Source organism: Rathayibacter tanaceti (assembly GCF_001634385.1).
GTDB lineage: Bacteria > Actinomycetota > Actinomycetes > Actinomycetales > Microbacteriaceae > Rathayibacter > Rathayibacter tanaceti.
Genome location: NZ_LIIN01000022.1, coordinates 1 through 20,051 on the forward strand (window position 1 = coordinate 1; position 20,051 = coordinate 20,051).

The following is a 20,051-nucleotide window of genomic DNA, read 5'->3' on the forward strand; positions in this document are numbered from 1 at the left end:
CGGAGACCGCCCCGCGGCCGCTCTGCTCGACATACCCGAGTCGCGCCGGTGACGCCGCCTCGCAGGGTGCGCAGCGAGGTCGCGGAGCACCTGCTCGACTCCGTCCTCGACGCACTGCCGGAGCCGAAGCAGCCGGGGCAAGGCCGCGCGAAGAGCCGTCGCGTGACCACCGCAGCCCTCACGGGAGTCGCGGTCATCCCCGAGCAGACGCCCCGGCGCTCCGATCAGGAGTAGCGGGTCCCACGCGGGTCAGGAGGGCTCGGTGCCCGGCGGAAGCCGGCACCGGGCCCTCTCCCGGTCGCGGCCCCGCACCCGCAGGCCGCTGGCGTGCAGGCGCTCGACCAGTTCCCGCGCGCCGACCGGCAGCGCGCCGGCCGCGATCAGCTCGACGAGCCGCTCCTCGGGAACGTCGTAGTGGTCCAGATCGAACGCGCGCTCGGGCACCCCGGTGCGGAGCGCGAAGGAGTGCAGCTCCTCCAGCGACACATCGCTCACGAGGTGCGCCCAGAGAGTGCCGTGGGCCGGCCAGCGCGCTGCGTCGACGAGGATGACCACTCGTCGATCCTAGGCGGCGCGCCGTCGCGGCGGGCGGGCGCCTCTCCACTATCGTGACGAGGTCGCCGGTCGGGGGACGCAGCCCCCGGGGGTGCGTGCGTTTGACCGTGGAGCACGGATCCCGTACTCTTGACCGTTGGTGTGGCGCGATCCATGTGCTCACGCAGATTTCCGCTGTCGCTCCGCTCTTCACGGGGTGCGAGCCGCGGTGCCGGTTCCCTCGGTCTCATGAGGAGACGGGTACGAACCGGAAGACCGGGGCACCGCCCCGTCCATACAAGCCCCGGATGGCGCCTCCGCTCCGTCCAGACGAGAAACAGGTACGAGAAGTGGTTTACGCAGTTGTGCGCGCCGGCGGTCGGCAGGAGAAGGTCGAGGTCGGCACCATCGTGACGATGGACCGTGTCAAGGCCGACAAGAACGGCACCGTGCAGCTTCCTGCCGTGCTGCTCGTCGACGGCGAGTCGATCACCTCGGATGCGGCGACCCTCGCGGGCGTCACGGTCACCGCCGAGGTGCTCGAGGACCTCCGTGGTCCGAAGATCATCATCCAAAAGTTCAAGAACAAGACCGGTTACAAGAAGCGCCAGGGGCACCGTCAGGACCTCACGCGCGTCAAGGTCACTGGCATCAAGTAGTCCCTGCACGAATTGAGCTGACCTGCGGAGCGAGCCATCGCCCCACAGGAGATCAGCATGGGGCTGCGGCCCCACGGTCTCGAGGAGATGAGAAATGGCACACAAGAAGGGCGCAAGCTCCACTCGCAACGGTCGCGACTCGAACGCGCAGCGTCTCGGCGTCAAGCGCTTCGGCGGTCAGGTCGTGAACGCGGGCGAGATCATCGTCCGCCAGCGCGGAACCCACTTCCACCCGGGTGCGAACGTCGGCCGTGGCGGCGACGACACCTTGTTCGCCCTCTCGGCGGGCGCTGTCGAGTTCGGCAGCAAGGGCGGCCGCAAGGTCGTCAACATTGTGGCGGCCGCCCAGTAGGGTCGGCTCTTCCGCCGCACAGGCACAGGACGCAAGGGGCGGGCTTCGGCTCGCCCCTTGCTCGTCTCCCGGGGCGCACGCCCCCGGCGTCGCAGCCCGACACCGCACACCCCCTTGATCGGACGGACACACACCATGGTCACCTTCGTCGACAACGTCACGCTGCACCTGCGTGCCGGCCACGGCGGCAACGGCTGCGTCTCCGTCCGCCGCGAGAAGTTCAAGCCGCTCGCGGGCCCCGACGGCGGCAATGGCGGCCACGGAGGCGACATCGTGCTCGTCGCCGATCCGCAGACCACGACGCTGCTCGGCTACCACCGCCACCCCCACCGCAGCTCGCAGAACGGTGGGCCGGGAATGGGCGATCACCGCGCGGGTGGGAACGGCGAGCTCCTCGAGCTCCCGGTGCCCCTCGGCACGGTCGTCAAGTCGCCCGACGGTGACGAACTGATCGACATGGACGAGCCTGGTCTGCGGTTCGTGATAGCTCCCGGCGGTCAGGGCGGGCTCGGCAACGCGTCCCTGGCGACCACGAAGCGCAAGGCTCCTGGCTTCGCGCTGCTGGGCACCCCCGGCTGGGAGGGCGACGTCGTCCTCGAGCTGAAGACGGTCGCCGACGTCGCGCTCGTGGGGTTCCCCTCCGCGGGGAAGTCCAGCCTCGTCGCTGCGATCTCGGCGGCGAAGCCGAAGATCGCCGACTACCCCTTCACCACTCTCGCGCCCAACCTCGGCGTCGTGCAGGCGGGTGAGTCGCGCTTCACCGTCGCCGACGTCCCTGGCCTCATCGAGGGCGCGAGCGAGGGGAGAGGCCTCGGCCTCGAATTCCTCCGCCACGTCGAGCGGTGCACCGCCCTGGTCCACGTCCTCGACTGCGCCACTCTCGAACCCGGCCGCGATCCGCTGACCGACCTCGACATCATTCTGCGCGAGCTGGCCGCCTACCCCGTCGGCGACGGCCAGATCCCGCTGGTCGAGCGGCCGCAGCTGGTCGCCCTCAACAAGGTCGACGTCCCCGAGGCGCACGAGCTCGCCGATTTCGTCCGGGCCGATCTGGAGGCGCGCGGGTACCGCGTCTTCGAGATCTCCACCGTCAGCCACTCCGGCCTGCGGCAGCTGACCTTCGCTCTCGGCGAGATCGTCGAGAAGCACCGCCTCGAGCTCGCGGCCGAACCGCGCGTCGAGCGGATCACGATCCGCCCGCGCGCGGTCGACGAGAAGGACTTCGAGATCAAGGTCGAGGGGGGCTCCTACGGGAACGTCTACCGCGTCCTGGGCACCAAGCCCGAACGCTGGGTCGCGCAGACCGACTTCACCAACGACGAGGCGGTCGGCTTCCTCGCCGACCGCCTGGCGAAGCTCGGCGTCGAGAACGGGCTCTTCTCGGCTGGAGCGGTGGCAGGGTCGACGGTCGTGATCGGCCCGGGCGACGGCGTCGTGTTCGACTGGGAGCCGACCCTCACGTCGACCGCCGAGCTCATCACCGCCCCCCGCGGGACTGATGTCCGGCTCGACGAGAACCGCCGCAAGACGCGCAACGAGCGGCGCGAGGACTACTTCGAGCGGATGGACGCGAAGGCCGAGGCCCGCGCCGAGCTCGAGCGGGAGCGCCAGGGAGGCGTCTGGCGGGTCGCCGACGAGGACGACGGCACGGAGTCCGACCGGGAGCACTGACTCCGGTCCGCCGGGTCGTCTGCGAATACACTGGCCGGATGCCGCAGACGACCCCGGACCCGAGCGAGCTGACCGCGCGCTTCGCCGCCTCCCGCACCGCCTCCCGCTCTCTCCGCAGCGCGACGACCGACCTCAAGAACCGGGCGCTCCTGGCCATCGCCGATGCGGTGCGCTCGAGCGTCGATCGCGTCGTGCCGGCGAACGAGCTCGATCTCGAGCGCGGCCGCGCCGATGGGATGAGCGCCGGCCTGCAGGACCGCCTCCGGCTCGACGAGGCTCGCCTGGGCTCGCTCGCCGACGCCGTCGTCGCGGTCGCCGGTCTGATCGATCCGGTCGGGCAGACCGTGCGCGGCTCGAACCTGCCCAACGGCGCCTCGCTGTCACAGGTCCGGGTGCCGTTCGGCGTGGTAGGGGCCATCTACGAGGCCCGGCCCAACGTCACGATCGACATCGCCGCTCTCGCCCTCAAGAGCGGCAACGCGGTGATCCTGCGCGGCGGCAGTGCTGCTGAGAGCACCAACCGCGTCCTGGTCGAGCTGTTGCAGGAGGCCGTCGCGTCCGTCGGGCTCCCGGCCGACCTGGTGCAGACGGTCGACGACCACGGCCGTGACGGTGCCAAGGCGCTGATGCGGGCGCGCGGCTACGTCGACGTCCTGGTGCCGCGGGGGAGCGCCGGCCTGATCGAGTCCGTCGTGACGGAGTCCACAGTGCCCGTCATCGAGACCGGCGCGGGAGTCGTCCACGTCTTCCTCGACGCGAGCGCCGACGAGCAGTGGGCGGTCGACATCGTGCACAACGCCAAGGTGCAGCGGCCGAGCACCTGCAACGCTCTCGAGACGCTCCTGGTACACCGTGACTCGGCAGACCGCCTGCTCCCACCCGTGCTCAGCCGGCTCGCGGAGGCAGGGGTGACTGTCCACGGCGACGAGCGCGTCGTGGCGCTGTGGCCCGACGCAGTCCCCGCCAGCCGGGAGGACTGGTCGGCCGAGTACTACTCCCTCGACGTGGCGGTGGCGATCGTCGACGATCTGGACGCCGCAATGGCGCACATCGACCGGTACTCGACGCACCACACGGAGTCGATCGTGACGAACGACCTCGTGAGCGCCGAACGCTTCCTCGCTGAGGTCGATTCGGCCGTCGTGATGGTCAACGCCTCCACCCGCTTCACCGATGGCGGAGAGTTCGGCTTCGGAGCCGAGGTCGGGATCTCGACGCAGAAGCTGCACGCCCGGGGACCGATGGGACTCCCCGAGCTGACCAGCACGAAATGGCTGCTGCGCGGAGCGGGGCAGGTCAGGGCCTGATAGAGCGCGGGGGAGGGACGCCGATCCGGGACCTCGCGGCATCCGGGTAGACTCGTCGGAGCCCCGCCGGGGCGTCCACGACCTCCAAGGAGCACTGCATGTCCCTCGCGACGACCGTCCTCGCCGAAGCAGCGGCCCACGCGGAGCTTCCGTTCCCCCCGATCGTCTTCGGCCTGATCGCCGCCGTCGCCTTCACGGCGCTCGGCTTCGTCACCTGGAGCTACCGCGACGTCGCGAACCGGCACTCGCACAAGACCGGTGCCGGGTCGCACGACCAGCACGGTCACGGCCACTAGCAGGGAGCCCCGCGATCGTGACGTCCGCTGCGAGCGGAGGCCCGCGGCGCCCGCGAATCGGAGTGATGGGCGGCACCTTCGACCCGATCCATCACGGGCACCTCGTCGCCGCGTCCGAAGTGGCGCAGTCGTTCGACCTCGACGAGGTCGTCTTCGTGCCGACGGGTCGGCCGTGGCACAAGAAGACGGTGACCTCGGCCGAGCACCGTTACCTGATGACGGTGATCGCCACGGCGTCGAATCCGCGGTTCACTGTGAGTCGGGTCGACGTCGATCGGGTGGGGACGACCTACACGATCGACACCCTGCGAGACATCCACGCGGCGCATCCTGACGCCGAGCTCTTCTTCATCACCGGAGCCGACGCCGTCGCGCAGATCCTGAGCTGGAAGGACTACGACGAGCTGTGGGAACTGGCCCACTTCGTCGCGGTCAGTCGGCCGGGACACGTCCTCAACGTTTCGGGATTGCCGGCCCAAGACGTATCCTTGTTGGAAATTCCGGCGCTAGCGATTTCCTCGACGGACTGTCGGAGCCGCGTGAACCGGGGTCATCCGGTCTGGTATCTGGTTCCCGACGGTGTCGTCCAGTACATCTCGAAGCACCACCTGTATCGGAGTACGTCATGACAGTTCAGCCCGAGGAGAAGCCGCTCACCCGGCGCGAGATCCGCGAGCGCGAGAGGCGCGAGGCCGGTACGGCCCCCGCCGCCGCCGCTCCGACCACGTCCCGCCGGGCTGCCACCGCATCCGTCACGGCCGCGGGCGAGATGCCCGTCCTCACGGCGACCCAGGCTCTGCGCATCACTCCCGTCGACCCCCGGCCAGCGAGCGAACCGGACCTTCGCACGTCCTCCCTGGAGATCGTCGCCACTGAGAACGCCACCGGGCGCCCTCTCACGAGACGCGAGCTGCGCGCGCTCCTGGCACAGCAGCAAGCCGAGAAGGTCGCCGCCGCGCCCGACGCCGAGTCGCCCTCTCGCGAGAGCCCCGAGCAGTCCGGCGAGGTCGAGGAGGCGCTCGAGCGCGCTTCGTCCCTGGCGCCGACCGGTTCCGTGCCGGTCGTCGAGGCCGCGGACGAGGAGCCGACGCTCGCCGACTCCGCATCCGCGGAGGATCCGGCCGCCCAGAAGGAGACTCCCGACGCCGACGGGACCTCCGAGACCGGATCGTCCGCGGAGCGGACCGGCGCTCTGCCCGACTCCGAGCAGACACCTGCCGCCGGCACGTCCTCGGCCGAGGAGGACACGACCACAGGCCGCGCCGAACCGGAGCAGCCGCACCTCAACACCGCCCTCTTCGCCACCGTCGGGGGCTCGCTCGATATCGCCGACGAGAAGGCGACCGAGATCACCGGCAGCTTCCAGCCGCCGATCGAGCACCTCGCCATCACCGAGGAACTCGACAGCAAGTCGAAGGAGGAGGTCGACGCGTCGTTCGACTCGCTGATCGCGAGCGGCGTGGCGGCGACGGGAGCGGCCACGACCACGAACGCGCTCATCCTGCCGACGACCGGCGCAGGGACCGCTCCCGGCACCGACACCGGTGAGATCCTGGTCACCGGCTCGTTCGACCTGCCACGCAGCCTCGGCTCAACCGGTCAGCATCCCAACCTCTACGACTCGCCGGACGTCGACCGCTACGTCGATCGCATCGACCGCGAGCAGCCGGCCGCCGACTCCGAGCCGGTCCGAGCCTCCAGTGCCGTGTCGACCCACGCGGCGGGCACCTCGATGATCGCGCCGCAGAAGCGCGCCGGCATCAGCGTGCCCGTCGTCCTGGCGATCACCGCCGCCGTCCTGCTGGTCGCGTCGATCGCGCTGTTCGTCGGCGGCTTTGTGCTCAACATCTTCTGATCTCCACCACCGACACTGAAGGCTTCATGACTGCGACCGATTCCGCCCGCGCACTGCTCCAGCTCGCGGCCACTGCTGCCGATTCCAAGGGCGGAGAGGATCTGGTCGCACTCGACGTCTCGGGTCCGCTGCCGCTGGTCGACATCTTCCTCCTGGCCACGGGGCGCTCCGAGCGCAACGTGGTCGCCATCGCGAACGAGGTGGAGGACCGCCTCAACGACGCCGGAGCGAAGCTCCTGCGTCGCGAGGGCCGGGCGGAGGGTCGCTGGATCCTGCTGGACTTCGGCGACCTGGTCGTGCACGTCTTCCACGAAGAGGACCGCATGTACTACTCGCTCGAGCGCCTCTGGAAGGACTGCCCGACCGTGCCCTTCACGATCGACCAGCCGGTCGTCGCCGACTCGTCCGCGCCGTCCTCCTGACGAACACGCCCGGCGGCTGGGCTCGATTTCGCATCACAGAGTTTGTGTTGTAGTTTGTTCGAGTTGCTTCCGCCGGTCGGGGCCTCAAGTCGCAAGGCGGAGAAGCACGCTAGGGTCCGTGGCGCAGCTGGTAGCGCACCTGCATGGCATGCAGGGGGTCAGGGGTTCGAATCCCTCGGATCCACCGAAGAGGTCCGCACTTCCCAGGGAGTGCGGACCTTCGTCGTTCCCCCACCACTATGGCTCGCGCGCTCGCGCACAGCGGAGGAGCGGCCACCCCTACCCTGGGACCATGCCCCTGCTGCGCGACGTCCACGCTGTCATCGACCGACTCTGGCCGGAGGCGGCCGCAGAGAGCTGGGACACGCCGGGTCTCGTCACCGGCGACCCCGACTCCTCGGTCGAGCGCATCCTGTTGACCGTCGATGTCGTCGCCGACACCGTCTCAGAGGCGGTGGACGGCGGCTTCCAGCTCCTCGTCGCGCACCACCCGCTGCTGCTGCGCGGCGTGACGTCCATCGCCGAGGACGGCTACAAGGGCCGCTTGCTCGCCGAGCTGATCCGCGGAGGCTGCGCCCTGGTCTCGGCGCACACGAACGCCGACATCGTGACCGACGGCGTCTCCGATGTGATCGCGACCCGGCTCGGCCTGACCGGCACTACTCCGCTCGTCCCGGGCGCGGAGCCGTCGATCGGACTCGGCCGGGTCGGGGATCTGCCCGAGGAGGTCACGCTGGGCCGCTTGGCCGCCGCCGTTGCCGAGCTGTTGCCGGCCACGGCCGGGGGAGTGCGCGCCGCTGGCGGGTACGAGACTCCGGTGCGCCGCGTCTCCCTCTGCGGAGGCGCGGGCGACTCACTCCTGGACGCTGCAGCGGTCCGCACGAGCGATGTCTACATCACCGCCGACCTCCGTCACCATCCGGCCTCGGAGGCGCGGGAGAAGGCCCTGCACGGCACCGGGCCCGCTCTCATCGACGTCTCGCACTGGGCGAGCGAGTGGTTGTGGCTCGACGTGGCTGCTGCCGCGCTGCGCGAAGCCCTCCCGACCGTCGCAGTCGAGGTCAGCGAGACCCGCACCGACCCCTGGGATTTCGCGATCGTGCACTGAGCCGCCACAGGCACGGGAGAATGGTGGCGGCACGCCCACCCTGTGTGCCGGGAACGAGGACCGCCACGTGAAAGCCAGCCCCGCAGACCAGCGCGAACTCCTGACTCTGGCGAGTCTGGACACGAGAGGTGCGCAGCTGCGCCACGCCCTCGCGACGCTCCCGCAGATCGCGAAGATCCAGGCGATGCAGGTCCGCGACAACGAGACCCGCCGTGCGCTCGCGGAGCGCACGGGACGCCTGGAGGACGTGCGCACAGAACTCGGACGCATCGAGTCCGACGTCGCCATCGTCGAGAACCGGCTGAAGCGCGATCAGGACCGCCTGCAGACGGCGTCCTCCGCCAAGGACATCGCGGCGCTGGAGAGCGAGATCACGTCGCTCACGAAGCGCCGCGGCGACCTCGAGGAGATCGAGCTGACCCTGATGGAGCGCATCGAAGGGCTCGACGCCGAGGTCGCCGCTGCGCAGGCCGAGCGCGATGATGTCGTGGCGTCGGCGAAGACCCTCGCCGAGGAGCGGGACGCTCAGGCTGCGAAGCTGCACGACAAGCAGGAGGCGCTCGCCCGCGACCGCGCCGATCTCGTGGAGAGTCTCCCCGAGGACCTCGTCGAGCTCTACGAGAAGCAGCGCGCCCGTTACGGCGTCGGTGCCGCCCTCTTGCGAGGAAAGGTCTCGGAGGGCAGCGGGGTCGCGCTCACCGAGTCCGACCTCTCCTGGATCCGCGCCTCCGCCCCCGACGACGTGGTCCTCTGCCCGGACAGCGGCTGCATCCTGGTGCGCGGCGAGGAGTCCACCCTCGTCTGAGCCGTACACTGGTCGGGCGAATGGGCCGGCAAGACGGTCGCGTCACCCGAGCGAGAGCTCAGGTGCCGAGGAACGTCCGGGCTCCGCAGAGCAGGGCGGTGGGTAACACCCACCCGGGGCGACCCGCGAGACAGTGCCACAGAGAACAGACCGCCGCGGGCTCAGGCACGCGGTAAGGGTGAAACGGTGGTGTAAGAGACCACCAGGGGCCGGAGTGATCCGGTTCGCTCGGTAAACCTCGCCCGGAGCAAGGTCAGACAGAGGACGATGCGGCTGCTCGTCGGGTCCTCGGGTAGACCGCTGGAGGGTCACGGCGACGTGACTCCGAGAGAGATGGCCGTCCAGCGCCCGCCGAGAGGCGCGGCGTCAACAGAACCCGGCGTATCAGCCGACCCTTTCGCCTCGAGAGGCCTCGCCGCGGCGGGGCCTCTCGAGTATCGATGGCTGCGCTGCCCAGCAACGGTGCCACGAGGAGCACCGGCTCTGCGAAGGCTCTAGTGCTGGCCTGCGAGCGCTGCGGCGCCCAGGATGCCCGCGTTGTTGCGCAGTGCGGCGGGCACGATGGGGGTGCGCAGATCGAGCAGGGGCAGGAACTCCTCGTGGTGCTTCGAGATGCCGCCGCCGACGATGAACAGGTCGGGCCACAGCAGTGCCTCGAGATGGGAGTAGTAGCGCTGGAGACGCTTCGCCCAGTGCTTGTAGTCGAGGTCGTCGCGCTCCTTGGCGGCGAACGAGGCCTTCTTCTCGTAGTCGCCGCCGTGGATCTCCAGGTGCCCGAGCTCCGCGTTCGGGATCAGCACGCCGTCGTAGATCTGAGCGGTGCCGATGCCGGTGCCGAGGGTGGTCATGATGACCAGACCGCTCTTGTCCTTCGCAGCGCCGAAGCGCGACTCCGCGTACCCTGCGGCATCGGCGTCGTTCACGAAGAAGATGTCACGCCCGATCGCGTCCTCGAACATCTTCTCGGCCTCGAGGCCGATCCACTCCTCCGAGACGTTCGCCGCGGACATCGTGCGACCGTGCACGACGGCGGCGGGGAAGCAGATCCCGACGGGGGTGTTGGACGGCAGGCCGGGGATCTTGTCGAGGATCTGCTGCACCGTCGCGACGATGTCCTTCGGACGCCCGCCCTCGGGGGTGGCGAGCTTCATCCTGTCGCTCAGCAGCGACCCTCCCGCCAGGTCGACCGACGCCCCCTTGATGCCCGTTCCCCCGATGTCGATCCCGATGGCGGTCGTAGCAGAAGTCATACCGGTCATGCTAGCGAAGGCGAGGGAGTCCGGCTCGGTGGAAGGCCCCGGCGTAGGATCGCCGCATGGCTGACGGCGACGCGAACTCCTGGTGGTACAACCTCACGACCGGCTCGGTGGAGCAGGGCTTCGTGTCCCCCTCCGTCGATCGTGTGGGCCCCTTCTCCTCCCGTCAGGAGGCGGAGCACGCTCTCGAGCGGCTGCACGAGAACAGTCGAGCGTGGGCCGAGGAGGACGCGGCGGAGGATCGCTAGCCGCTACTCGTAGCTGTGCTCCGCGCCGGGGTACGCGCCGGACTCGACGTCGTCGCGGTACGCGGTGACCGCCTCCGTCAGCACGCCGCGCAAGTCGGCGTACTGCTTCACGAAGCGCGGGATGCGTCCGGTCGTGAAGCCGGCGAAGTCGGTCCAGACCAGCAGCTGGCCGTCCACGTGCGGCCCGGCGCCCACTCCGATCGTCGGAATGCGGAGCTCCTCGGTCACCTGGCGCGCGGCGTCGGTGGGAACCATCTCGAGGACGACGGCGAAGGCGCCCGCTTCCTGGACCGCGCGGGCGTCGGCGAGGAGCTGATCGAGCCCGTCGCCGCGGCCCTGCACCATATGCCCGCCGAGGCCGTGCTCGCTCTGGGGAGTGAATCCGATGTGGGCCATGACCGGGATGCCCGCCTCGACGATGCGGCGGATCTGCTCGGAGGAGCGGACGCCCCCCTCGAGCTTCACGGCGTGTGCGTGCGTCTCCTTCATGAAGCGGAACGCTGTGTGCAGGGCGTCGTCAGGTCCGGACTCGTAAGAGCCGAACGGCATGTCGGCGACGACGAAGGCTCGCTCGACTGCGCCCGCGACCGCGCGCGCCAACGGGATCAGCTCGTCGACCGTGACCGGGAGGGTCGTGTCGTAGCCGAGCACCGTGTTGCCCGCGGAGTCTCCCACCAGGAGGAAGTCGATGCCCGCCTCGTCGAAGATCTTCGCGGTCGCCTGGTCGTAGCTGGTCAGACCCGTGATGCGGACACCCGAGTCCTTCGCGTTCTGGAAGTGGCGCGTTCGAACGCGTTTGACGGGCTGCGCTGACATGGCGGCCATCCTAGCGGCGCGCCCGCGGGGCCCCGCGGGCGTCGTTCGGAGGCAGTAGCCTGAGGGGCGAAACAGAAGGGGTCTGGATGGACAAGCAACGGGACTTCGTTCTTCGCACCATTGAAGAGCGAGGGATCAAATTCGTTCGCCTCTGGTTCACCGACGTCGTCGGCACGCTGAAGTCGGTCGCCATCGCGCCGGCCGAGGTGGAGGGCGCGTTCGCCGAGGGGCTGGGATTCGACGGCTCGGCCATCGAGGGGCTGACCCGGTCGTTCGAGGCCGACGTCCTCGCGCACCCCGACCCGTCGACGTTCCAGATCCTGCCGTGGCGGGGCGAGATCGATCCGACGGCGCGGATGTTCTGCGACATCACCACGCCGGACGGCCAGCCCGCCGTCGCCGACCCGCGCAACGTTCTCAAGCGGACGCTAGCGAAGGCGGCGGAGCGCGGCTTCACCTTCTACACGCACCCCGAGATCGAGTTCTACCTCCTGAAGTCCTCGACATTCGGCACCGAGGGCCCCGAGCCCGTCGACTCCGCGGGGTACTTCGACAACGTCCCGGGGGGAACGGCGCACGACTTCCGCCGCCGCTCCGTGCGGATGCTGGAGGACCTCGGCATCTCGGTGGAGTTCAGCCACCACGAGGCGGGTCCCGGCCAGAACGAGATCGACCTCCGCTACGCGGACGCTCTGACGACGGCCGACAACATCATGACCTTCCGCACCGTCATCAAGGAGGTGGCGATCGAGCAGGGCGTGTACGCCACCTTCATGCCCAAGCCGCTCTCCGGCCACCCGGGCTCCGGCATGCACACCCACCTGTCGCTCTTCGAGGGCGATGTGAACGTCTTCTACGAGCAGGGCGCGCAGTACCAGCTCTCGAAGCTCGGACGACAGTTCATCGCCGGCCTGCTGAAGCACGCTCCCGAGATCACGGCGGTCACGAACCAGTTCGTGAACTCCTACAAGCGCCTGTGGGGTGGCGACGAAGCCCCGAGCTACGTCTCGTGGGGTCACAACAACCGCTCCGCTCTGGTCCGCGTGCCGCTCTATAAGCCCAACAAGGGGCAGTCCTCTCGAATCGAGTACCGAGCCCTCGACTCGGCCGCGAACCCCTACCTCGCCTACTCGCTGCTCCTGGCCGCCGGATTGAAAGGCATCGAGGAGGGCTATGAGCTCCCGGCGGAGGCGGAGGACAACGTCTGGGCGCTGTCGGACGCGGAGCGTCGAGCACTCGGCTACGGGGCTCTGCCGCCCAGCCTCGACCGGGCCATCTCGCTGATGGAGGAGTCGGAGCTGGTCGCCGAGACGCTGGGCGAGCAGGTTTTCAACTTCGTCCTGCTCAACAAGCGGAAGGACTGGGCCGAGTACCGCGCACAAGTCACGCCGTACGAGCTGCGCAGCAACCTCGAGATGCTCTGATCGCTCGCCCATGACGCGTGAACGGTCCCTCCGCGACATCGCGCGCCTCGGCTTCGCCGCGCTGGGTGAGGCAGGGGTTCGTCTGGACGAGGCCGAGGAGCTGGCGGGGCGCGGGCTCGAATCGGTGCTGCCTGCCTTCGCCGGGGTCGCCGATCCGGATGCTGCCCTCGGTGCACTGGTCGATCTGCTGCGACGGCATCGCGACCGGATGGATGCGGTGCTCGCCGACGACGAGGCCTTGACGCGTCTCCTCCTGGTCGTCGGAGCCTCCTCCGGTCTGGCCGACTTCCTGCAGCGGCGGCCCGACGAGCTCGGAAGCCTGCTCCACTCGGTGCCGGTCCTGCCGGGGCGGGTCGAGATGACGAGGGAGATGCTCGAATCGGTCGGCTCCGTCGACGGCTTCTCGACTCTGCCGGAGGAGGAGGGCTGGACCGCGCTGCGCGTGCTCTACCGGCGCCTGTTGACGCGGATAGTGGTGCACGACCTTGGCCAGGCCGACCCGGTGGCGGCGATCGACCGGGTCACCCGTGCCCTGGCCGACCTCGCGGGAGCAGCACTCGAAGCGTCGCTTGCCGTCGCTCGCACCGAGCTCGTCGAGGGCACAGGTCCCGGCCGCTTCGGTCGCGACGAGGTGGCCGCGACCCGCTTCGCCGTGATCGGCATGGGAAAGGCCGGCGCCTCCGAGCTGAACTACGTGAGCGACGTCGATGTGATCTTCGTCGCGGAGGGGGATGCCGATCGCGGTCTCTCGAACGCGCGGGCTATCGACATCGCCACGCGCCTCGCCGTCCTGCTCATGCGCGGCACGTCCGCGCTGGCTCTGGAGCCCGAGCTGTGGGAGGTGGACCCGAATCTGCGACCCGAGGGCAAGCAGGGAGCTCTCGTGCGGACGCTCGAGTCGCATGTGACCTACTACGAGCGCTGGGCCAAGAGCTGGGAATTCCAGGCGCTGCTCAAAGCACGCCCGCTCGCCGGCGATCAGCAGCTCGGCCGCGCCTACGTCGATGCCGTCGCACCGAAGGTGTGGTCGAGTGCGTCCCGCGAGAACTTCGTCGAGTCCGTGCAGCGCATGCGCGAGCGGGTCACCGAGAACATCCCGCAGAACGACGTGCACTACCAGCTCAAGCTCGGACCGGGCGGTCTGCGCGACATCGAGTTCACGGTGCAGCTGCTGCAGCTGGTGCACGGGCAGAACGACGACGAGATCCGGATGCCCGGGACGCTCCTCGCCCTCGGTGCACTCGCTGATGGCGGGTACATCAGCCGGTCAGCGGCTGAGGAGTTCTCTCAGGACTACCGCGCGCTGCGGCTTCTCGAGCACCGCCTCCAGCTGAGGCGTCTGCGCCGCACCCACTTGATGCCGCGGGACGAGCATGAGCTGCGCACTCTCGCTCGATCGAGCGGCCTCGCGCGGACGGCCGAGGAACTCCTCACCGTCTGGAACGGTATCAAGCACCGGGTCCGCGGCCTGCACGAGCGGCTCTTCTACCGGCCGTTGCTCTCGGCCGTCGCCGCCCTCTCCGACGGCGGGGCCGAGCTCTCGGCGGGCCAGGCGGAGGCACGCCTCGCCGCCATCGGCTTCGTCGACTCCCGCGGTGCCCTCGGCCACATCGCGGCGATGACCTCCGGAGTCTCGCGCCGCGCCAGCATCCAGCGCCACCTGGTCCCGGTGATGCTGCAGTGGTTCGCGGACGGCGCAGACCCCGACTACGGCCTCCTCGCCTTCCGCCGGCTGAGCGACTCGCTCGGCGGGACGCCGTGGTTCCTGCGGATGCTGCGCGACTCCTCGGGCGCCGCCAAGCGGCTGACCACAGTGCTCTCGGGGTCGCGTTTCGTCGGCGAGCTGCTCGACCGAATCCCCGAGTCGGCCGCGTGGCTCGAGGACGACGAAGCCCTCCGCCCCCGCACCGCGGCGCAGCTCGGCGAGGAGGTGAGGGCGGTGCTCGGCCGTCACGACACTCCCGACGCCGTGGCCTCGGTGTTGCGGTCGATGCGGCGACGCGAAGTGCTGCGGACCGCGATCGGCGGTGTCCTCGGGATCACGACGATCGAGGAGATCGCCACCAGCCTGACCGACATCATCACGGCGCTCCTGAACGGGGTGCTCTCGGCCGTCCGCCGCGCGAGCGCGACCCGACCGGGTGCCGACCTGGAGTTCGCGATCATCGGCATGGGCCGCTACGGCGGCGCCGAGCTGGGCTTCGGCTCCGACGCGGACGTGATGTACGTGCAGCGGCCCGGCACTGCGGAGCCCCACCAGGCGCAGCTCTACGCGCAGTTCCTCGTCGGCGAGCTGGTCCGCCTGACCGAGGCTCCCGCCTCCCTCTCGATCTCGACGCAGATCTGCGTCCCGAGGGGAAGAACGGGCCGCTCGTGCGCTCACTCGACTCCTACCGCGCCTATTACGCCCGCTGGTCCCTGACCTGGGAGGCGCAGGCGCTGCTGCGTGCCAGAGGAGTGGCCGGCGACCGATCCCTCATCGCCGACTTCGAGGCGCTCGCCGACAGCGTGCGGTATCCGGCGTCGATCTCGGATCGCGACATCCGTGAGGTCAAACGGATCAAAGCCCGCGTCGAGAGCGAGCGGCTGCCCCAGGGCGCCGACCCTCGGCGCCATCTCAAGCTCGGCCGAGGCTCCCTCAGTGACGTGGAGTGGCTGGTCCAACTGTTCCAGTTGCAGCACGCCCGGACCACGCCCGAGCTGCGCACGACGTCGACGCTCACCGCTCTCGCGGTCGCCGAGAGTGCGGGACTCGTCGACGCGAACGACGCGGAACGGCTCCGCGCGGCCTGGCTGCTCGCCTCCCGTGTCCGCTCGGGCACCACACTGTGGTCGAACCGCACGAGTGACGTGCTCCCAACCGACCGCCGCCAGCTCGACGGACTCGCCCGCCTGCTCGAGTACCCGGCCGACTCGGCGACGGCTCTCGAGGACGACTATCTCGGCGTGACCCGCCGCTCCCGCTCCGTCTTCGAGCGGCTCTTCTACGGGCCTGCCGACGGGGAGTAGCCCCTCATGCGCCTCGTCCTTGTCCGGAAAGCGACTGCAGGGCCGCCCCTCCGAGGAGGGACGGCCCTGCAGTCGTTGCAGAGGGATCAGACGCCGTAGTACAGCTCGAACTCGAACGGGTGCGGGCGCTGCGCGAGCGGCTTGATCTCCTTCTCGCGCTTGTACTCGATCCAGGTGTCGATCAGCTCCTGTGTGAACACGCCGCCCTGGAGCAGGAAGTCGTGATCGGCCTCGAGGGCGTCGAGCGCCTCGCCGAGGGTCGCGGGGACCTGTGGGATGAGCTTCGCCTCCTCGGGGGGGAGCTCGTAGAGGTCCTTGTCGACCGGCTCGTGGGGCTCGATGCGGTTCTTGATGCCGTCGAGGCCGGCCATCAGCTGAGCGGCGAAGGCGAGGTACGGGTTACCCGACGCGTCGGGCGCTCGGAACTCGATGCGCTTGGCCTTCGGGTTCGTGCCGGTGATCGGGATGCGGATCGACGCGGAGCGGTTGCCGGCCGAGTACACGAGGTTGACCGGCGCCTCGAAGCCCGGGATCAGACGGTGGTAGGAGTTCACCGTCGGGTTGGTGAACGCGAGCACTGCGGGGGCGTGCTTGAGCAGGCCTCCGATGTACCACCGCGCGATGTCCGACAGGCCGCCGTAACCGTTCTCGTCGTAGAAGAGCGGCGTTCCGTCGTTCCACAGCGACTGGTGGGTGTGCATGCCCGAGCCGTTGTCTCCGAAGAGCGGCTTGGGCATGAACGTGGCGGTCTTGCCCCACTGCTCAGCCGTGTTCTTCACGATGTACTTGAACTTCAGGATGTCGTCGGCCGCGTGGACCATCGTGTCGAAGCGGTAGTTGATCTCGGCCTGACCTCCGGTGCCCACCTCGTGGTGCGAGCGCTCGAGGATGAGGCCGGCGTCGATCAGCTTGAGGCAGATGTCGTCACGCAGGTCGGCCTGCTTGTCGACCGGGCTGACGGGGAAGTAGCCGCCCTTGTACGGGGTCTTGTTGCCGAGGTTGCCACCCTCCTCGACGCGTCCCGAGTTCCAGGCGCCCTCCACCGAGTCGACGGAGTGGAAGGCCGAGTTCTGCGTGATCTCGTAGCGGACGTCGTCGAAGATGTAGAACTCGGCCTCGGGGCGAAGAACGCTGTGTCGGCGATGCCGGTCGAGGCGAGGTACTTCTCGGCCTTCTTGGCGACCTGACGCGGGTCCTTCGAGTAGATCTCGCCGTTGCGCGGGTTGTAGATGTCGAAGACGAGGATCAGAGTGCGCTCGACGCGGAACGGGTCCACGTAGGCGGTCGTCACGTCAGGGATCAGCTGCATGTCCGATTCGTGGATGTTCGCGAATCCGCGGATCGAGGACCCGTCGAAGAGCTGGCCGACGGAGAAGAACTCCTCGTCGACAGTCGAGGCGGGGATGTTGAAGTGCTGCTGGACACCGGGGAGATCGGTGAACCGGATGTCGAGGAACTTGACGTCCGTGTCCTTGATGAACGTGAGCACCTCGGAAGAATCTTTAAACATGCAAAGGTCTCCAATGGCGTAACGGGTGGCTGCAGAGCGCAGCCGTTTCAGGGTAGTGACGAGGGGTTTCCCCGCCGTGTCCCTGTTGTTTCCGGCATGTTACGCGGTGCGCCTGGGCCCGGGCTCGGGACCCGATGTCGGACCGGTGCCGCCCGGATAGGATCAGGGGATGCCAGCAGCCGACCGCAGGACCTTCGCCGATGCCGCGCCGAGCGGATACCCGGGGGAGCGCCTGGGCCTGCCCCGCGAGGGTCGCCTCTCCGTCGGCCGCCCCGGGCGCCGGATCGCGGCCCTGACTGTCGATCTGGCGGTCGCCGCCCTGACCTCACTGGCGTTCTTCGACTACGACCGCTGGGCGAGCCTCGTGATCTTCGTCCTCCTCCAGGCCGTCTTCATCCCCACCATCGGAGGCAGTATCGGCCACCGCGCCCTCGGCATGCGGGTCGTCCGCCTCGGCGGCGGCTGGGTCGGCGCCTGGCGTCCGCTCGTGCGCGCCGTGCTGCTGGCCGTGCTGGTACCCGCCCTCGTCTGGGACTCCGATCAGCGCGGCTTCCACGACAAGGTCGCGGGCACCGTGCTCGTGCGCTACTGACGATCGACCAGCACGTACCGGACGGGCCGACGGGAGTGGTCCCGACGGGCCCGTTGCGCTGAGCGTCAGCGCGAACGCTGCGGCCGCACCTTGAACGGATCGACGCCCTTCGGGATCGGCAGCGACGTGTTCAGGGAGGCGAGGCGGTTCTTGACGGCGAGCACCTCGGCCTTGGTGAGGACCTTCTTGGTCCTGGCGAGCTCGCGCGGCACACGGTGGAGCGGAACGGCGTCCGCATCCGGGCCGACGTTCACGAAGGTGACGGGCACGTTCGGCAGGATGCGGGAGATCTTGCGGCGCTCGTCCTCGAGCATCCGCTTGGTACGCCCAGCAGGGCCCTCGGAGATCAGCACGACGCCCCCGCGACCGACAGCACGGTAGACGGCGTCCTGGGTCTTTCCGTTCACCGCGACGGGCATCTCGCCACCCGTCCACGTGCCGCGGAGGCCGCTGCGCAACACGGCGCCGACCGCTCCGGGCTGCCCCGCGATCTGGCCGTAGGCAGCGCGCTCGGCGCGTCGGGAGAGGACCGCCAGACCCGTGACAAGACCCGCCATCACTCCGACCAGGATCCAGAGCGCGATGACGAAGCCGTTGCCGTTGCCCAGGAGCACCCCGAGCAGCACGCCGAGGAGGATCGGCAGCAGGAGCGCGAGCAGGATGATCCAGACGGCACTGCTGTCGTAGCGGCGGGTCATCTGGAACACCTGCCACATCTGCTTGAGACGTCCGGGTTCCTTGACCGCCTTCGTCGACGGTTCCGTGCTGCGTGCCATGCCGTCAAGGATACCGAGCGTGGGCCCGGCGACGGACCTGCACGGAGTATCGCGCTCCTTCACAGGCAAAGAGTCCGGCCGTGCGTCCACCGATCCTCCTGCGCAGGACCCGCGCAGCATCCCCAGACGCCACGATCGCCCCATGAGATCGAGAAGCGGGCGTGGCGGGCAGCGGGTCGGCGGCTGCCGCGTGAGAGAGCGCACGCCGCTCGGACACGTCGTCGTCGACGACGATGCGGTCACTCTTTCCGCCCGATGCCTCAGTCGGCTCGCCGCGGAAGCAGTCCGGAGCTCGCCGATGGGCTCGCTGCCCGCGCACAGGCACCGCGAGTCGTTCGTCCGCCTCGTCGCATCGCGGGGGCGGCGCATCCTGCTCGCCGCACCGCCGACCGTTGCGACGGCCGACCATCTGCTCGATCCGGCCCGGCATCTGCGCCTGGGAGCCGCGGTCACGCTTCTCGCGCCGATCGTGGGCGCCGTCCGTTCCGCAGGCGCCCGCGGTGTTCATCTCGCGCCCACGGCGGCGGATGTGGGATTGACGGCGGACGGGCGACCCGTACTGCTGCTCACGACACCGGCGGTCGGCTCGGCAGGGGAGGCCCGGACGGCGCTCCGGGGGCTGGTCGCGCGGGTCGGCGAGCACTGCTCGGAGCTCCCGGTCGCGCTTCTCACCGAGCAGCGGGATTCCCTCGCGCTCGAGGGACGGCTATACGGGCTCGCCGAGCCGGAGGGGCTGGGAGCAGCGGTTCGAGAGATCGAAGGGCCGAAGCGACCGCGTGCCGGCGTGCGAACGGTGGCCGATCCCGCTCCGCAGCAGGCGCGCCACCGCCGTGCGCATCCGTTCGACGACGGGATCGCGCGGCTCGGCGCGATCCTCCGTCGCCGACGAGGGCCGGTGGCGGCGGGTTCGGCGATCGTGATCGGAGCCGTTCTCGCGGGTGCGATGGGCACTCCTCCGTCGGGCGGTGCGAACGGCCGGGACCCCGTGCCGACCGTACCCTCCACCGTCGGTGTGGCGGCGGCGCACCCCGCTCGGCCGGCGAGCACGCCCGCGGCGCCAACCGGGGGTGCTCCCTCCGCCCCCGGCGTCGGAGCTGGTCACGGGCCATCGTCCGATCTCCCCGCGGAGGAGGCCGCGAGCCTGTTGGTGACGGCGGCAATGAGCTGCTCCGACATCCTCTGCGCCCAGGCCCTGACACTCGACGACTCGCCGTTGCACGGCTCCCGGGAAGGTCTCGCGACAGCACTGCCGGTGGGGGCGAGCGTCTCGGAGGTCCTGGTGCAGGGCGCCTCGGCCGTTGTCGACCTCGGGACTTCTCCGGAGACGACAGCGGCCTCCGTCCTGATGATCAGGACGGAGGCCGGCTGGCTCATCCGTGACGTCTACGTCGGAGAGACCCCGTGACGGGCC

At 69.6% G+C, this 20,051-nt stretch carries 19 protein-coding genes, 1 tRNA gene, 1 other RNA gene and 2 pseudogenes; 18 read left to right on the forward strand and 5 right to left on the reverse strand.

Going from position 1 to position 20,051, the window contains the following annotated elements; genetic code table 11:
* The first annotated feature begins 66 nt into the window (after positions 1-66).
* A complete protein-coding gene (locus ACH61_RS18965; RefSeq protein WP_161489625.1) occupies positions 67-234 on the forward strand; it encodes a hypothetical protein in 168 nt (55 codons plus the stop codon).
* Positions 235-249: 15 nt separating this feature from the next.
* Here ACH61_RS18965 and ACH61_RS04510 read toward each other — a convergent pair whose 3' ends face one another.
* Positions 250-555 carry a DUF4031 domain-containing protein gene (locus tag ACH61_RS04510; protein WP_068209100.1) on the reverse strand — a complete coding sequence of 102 codons (306 nt, stop codon included), beginning with the start codon at positions 553-555 and terminating at the stop codon, positions 250-252.
* Between the two features lie 329 nt (positions 556-884).
* Here ACH61_RS04510 and rplU point away from each other — a divergent pair, with 329 nt between their 5' ends.
* The 12 genes from rplU to rnpB all read left to right on the forward strand — a co-directional run bounded on the left by rplU (position 885) and on the right by rnpB (position 9,409).
* Complete coding sequence (gene rplU / locus ACH61_RS04515) at positions 885-1,193, forward strand: 50S ribosomal protein L21 (protein ID WP_068209104.1); 309 nt, start codon at positions 885-887, stop codon at positions 1,191-1,193.
* Between the two features lie 94 nt (positions 1,194-1,287).
* Positions 1,288-1,545, forward strand: coding sequence for a 50S ribosomal protein L27 (gene rpmA / locus ACH61_RS04520; protein ID WP_068209107.1), 258 nt, complete (start codon positions 1,288-1,290; stop codon positions 1,543-1,545).
* 135 nt (positions 1,546-1,680) lie between these two features.
* Complete coding sequence (gene obgE / locus ACH61_RS04525; RefSeq protein ID WP_068209111.1) at positions 1,681-3,216, forward strand: GTPase ObgE; 1,536 nt, start codon at positions 1,681-1,683, stop codon at positions 3,214-3,216.
* Positions 3,217-3,254: 38 nt separating this feature from the next.
* Complete coding sequence (locus tag ACH61_RS04530; RefSeq protein WP_068209114.1) at positions 3,255-4,523, forward strand: glutamate-5-semialdehyde dehydrogenase; 1,269 nt, start codon at positions 3,255-3,257, stop codon at positions 4,521-4,523.
* Positions 4,524-4,621: 98 nt separating this feature from the next.
* A complete protein-coding gene (locus ACH61_RS04535; protein ID WP_068209119.1) occupies positions 4,622-4,819 on the forward strand; it encodes a hypothetical protein in 198 nt (65 codons plus the stop codon).
* A 17-nt stretch (positions 4,820-4,836) separates the two neighbouring features.
* A complete protein-coding gene (gene nadD / locus ACH61_RS04540; RefSeq protein ID WP_132504281.1) occupies positions 4,837-5,448 on the forward strand; it encodes a nicotinate-nucleotide adenylyltransferase in 612 nt (203 codons plus the stop codon).
* On the forward strand, positions 5,445-6,674 hold the full coding sequence (locus ACH61_RS04545) for a hypothetical protein (RefSeq protein WP_068209123.1): 1,230 nt from the start codon (positions 5,445-5,447) through the stop codon (positions 6,672-6,674). Before nadD ends, ACH61_RS04545 begins: the two co-directional genes overlap by 4 nt.
* A gap of 26 nt (positions 6,675-6,700) precedes the next feature.
* Positions 6,701-7,096, forward strand: coding sequence for a ribosome silencing factor (rsfS, locus tag ACH61_RS04550; protein WP_068209126.1), 396 nt, complete (start codon positions 6,701-6,703; stop codon positions 7,094-7,096).
* 112 nt (positions 7,097-7,208) lie between these two features.
* Positions 7,209-7,280, forward strand: a tRNA-Ala gene (locus ACH61_RS04555).
* 108 nt (positions 7,281-7,388) lie between these two features.
* A complete protein-coding gene (locus ACH61_RS04560; protein ID WP_068209129.1) occupies positions 7,389-8,204 on the forward strand; it encodes a Nif3-like dinuclear metal center hexameric protein in 816 nt (271 codons plus the stop codon).
* 67 nt (positions 8,205-8,271) lie between these two features.
* On the forward strand, positions 8,272-9,009 hold the full coding sequence (locus tag ACH61_RS04565) for a zinc ribbon domain-containing protein (RefSeq protein ID WP_068209132.1): 738 nt from the start codon (positions 8,272-8,274) through the stop codon (positions 9,007-9,009).
* A 21-nt stretch (positions 9,010-9,030) separates the two neighbouring features.
* Positions 9,031-9,409, forward strand: an RNA gene (gene rnpB, locus ACH61_RS04570) — RNase P RNA component class A.
* 94 nt (positions 9,410-9,503) lie between these two features.
* On the opposite strand, the gene ppgK is transcribed toward rnpB, so the two are convergent.
* On the reverse strand, positions 9,504-10,259 hold the full coding sequence (gene ppgK, locus ACH61_RS04575) for a polyphosphate--glucose phosphotransferase (RefSeq protein ID WP_068209135.1): 756 nt from the start codon (positions 10,257-10,259) through the stop codon (positions 9,504-9,506).
* Positions 10,260-10,324: 65 nt separating this feature from the next.
* On the opposite strand from ppgK, the gene ACH61_RS04580 reads away from it, so the two are divergent.
* The gene (locus ACH61_RS04580; protein WP_068209138.1) at positions 10,325-10,513 is read left to right on the forward strand and encodes an SPOR domain-containing protein; all 189 of its coding nucleotides are present in this window, start codon (positions 10,325-10,327) and stop codon (positions 10,511-10,513) included.
* Between the two features lie 3 nt (positions 10,514-10,516).
* Here the strand turns inward: ACH61_RS04580 and panB are convergent, their stop codons facing one another.
* A complete protein-coding gene (gene panB / locus ACH61_RS04585; protein WP_068209141.1) occupies positions 10,517-11,338 on the reverse strand; it encodes a 3-methyl-2-oxobutanoate hydroxymethyltransferase in 822 nt (273 codons plus the stop codon).
* Between the two features lie 77 nt (positions 11,339-11,415).
* Here panB and ACH61_RS04590 point away from each other — a divergent pair, with 77 nt between their 5' ends.
* On the forward strand, positions 11,416-12,753 hold the full coding sequence (locus ACH61_RS04590) for a glutamine synthetase family protein (protein WP_068209144.1): 1,338 nt from the start codon (positions 11,416-11,418) through the stop codon (positions 12,751-12,753).
* Between the two features lie 10 nt (positions 12,754-12,763).
* A pseudogene (locus ACH61_RS04595) lies at positions 12,764-15,762 on the forward strand (bifunctional [glutamine synthetase] adenylyltransferase/[glutamine synthetase]-adenylyl-L-tyrosine phosphorylase).
* 86 nt (positions 15,763-15,848) lie between these two features.
* Here ACH61_RS04595 and glnA read toward each other — a convergent pair.
* Positions 15,849-17,272, reverse strand: a pseudogene (glnA, locus tag ACH61_RS04600) (type I glutamate--ammonia ligase).
* Between the two features lie 169 nt (positions 17,273-17,441).
* Here glnA and ACH61_RS04605 point away from each other — a divergent pair.
* Positions 17,442-17,864, forward strand: a complete 423-nt coding sequence (locus tag ACH61_RS04605) for an RDD family protein (protein ID WP_068209147.1) — start codon at positions 17,442-17,444, stop codon at positions 17,862-17,864.
* A 65-nt stretch (positions 17,865-17,929) separates the two neighbouring features.
* On the opposite strand, the gene ACH61_RS04610 is transcribed toward ACH61_RS04605, so the two are convergent.
* On the reverse strand, positions 17,930-18,640 hold the full coding sequence (locus ACH61_RS04610; RefSeq protein WP_068209151.1) for a DUF4191 domain-containing protein: 711 nt from the start codon (positions 18,638-18,640) through the stop codon (positions 17,930-17,932).
* A gap of 298 nt (positions 18,641-18,938) precedes the next feature.
* On the opposite strand from ACH61_RS04610, the gene ACH61_RS04615 reads away from it, so the two are divergent.
* Complete coding sequence (locus tag ACH61_RS04615) at positions 18,939-20,045, forward strand: hypothetical protein (protein WP_068209153.1); 1,107 nt, start codon at positions 18,939-18,941, stop codon at positions 20,043-20,045.
* Positions 20,046-20,051 lie beyond the last annotated feature (6 nt).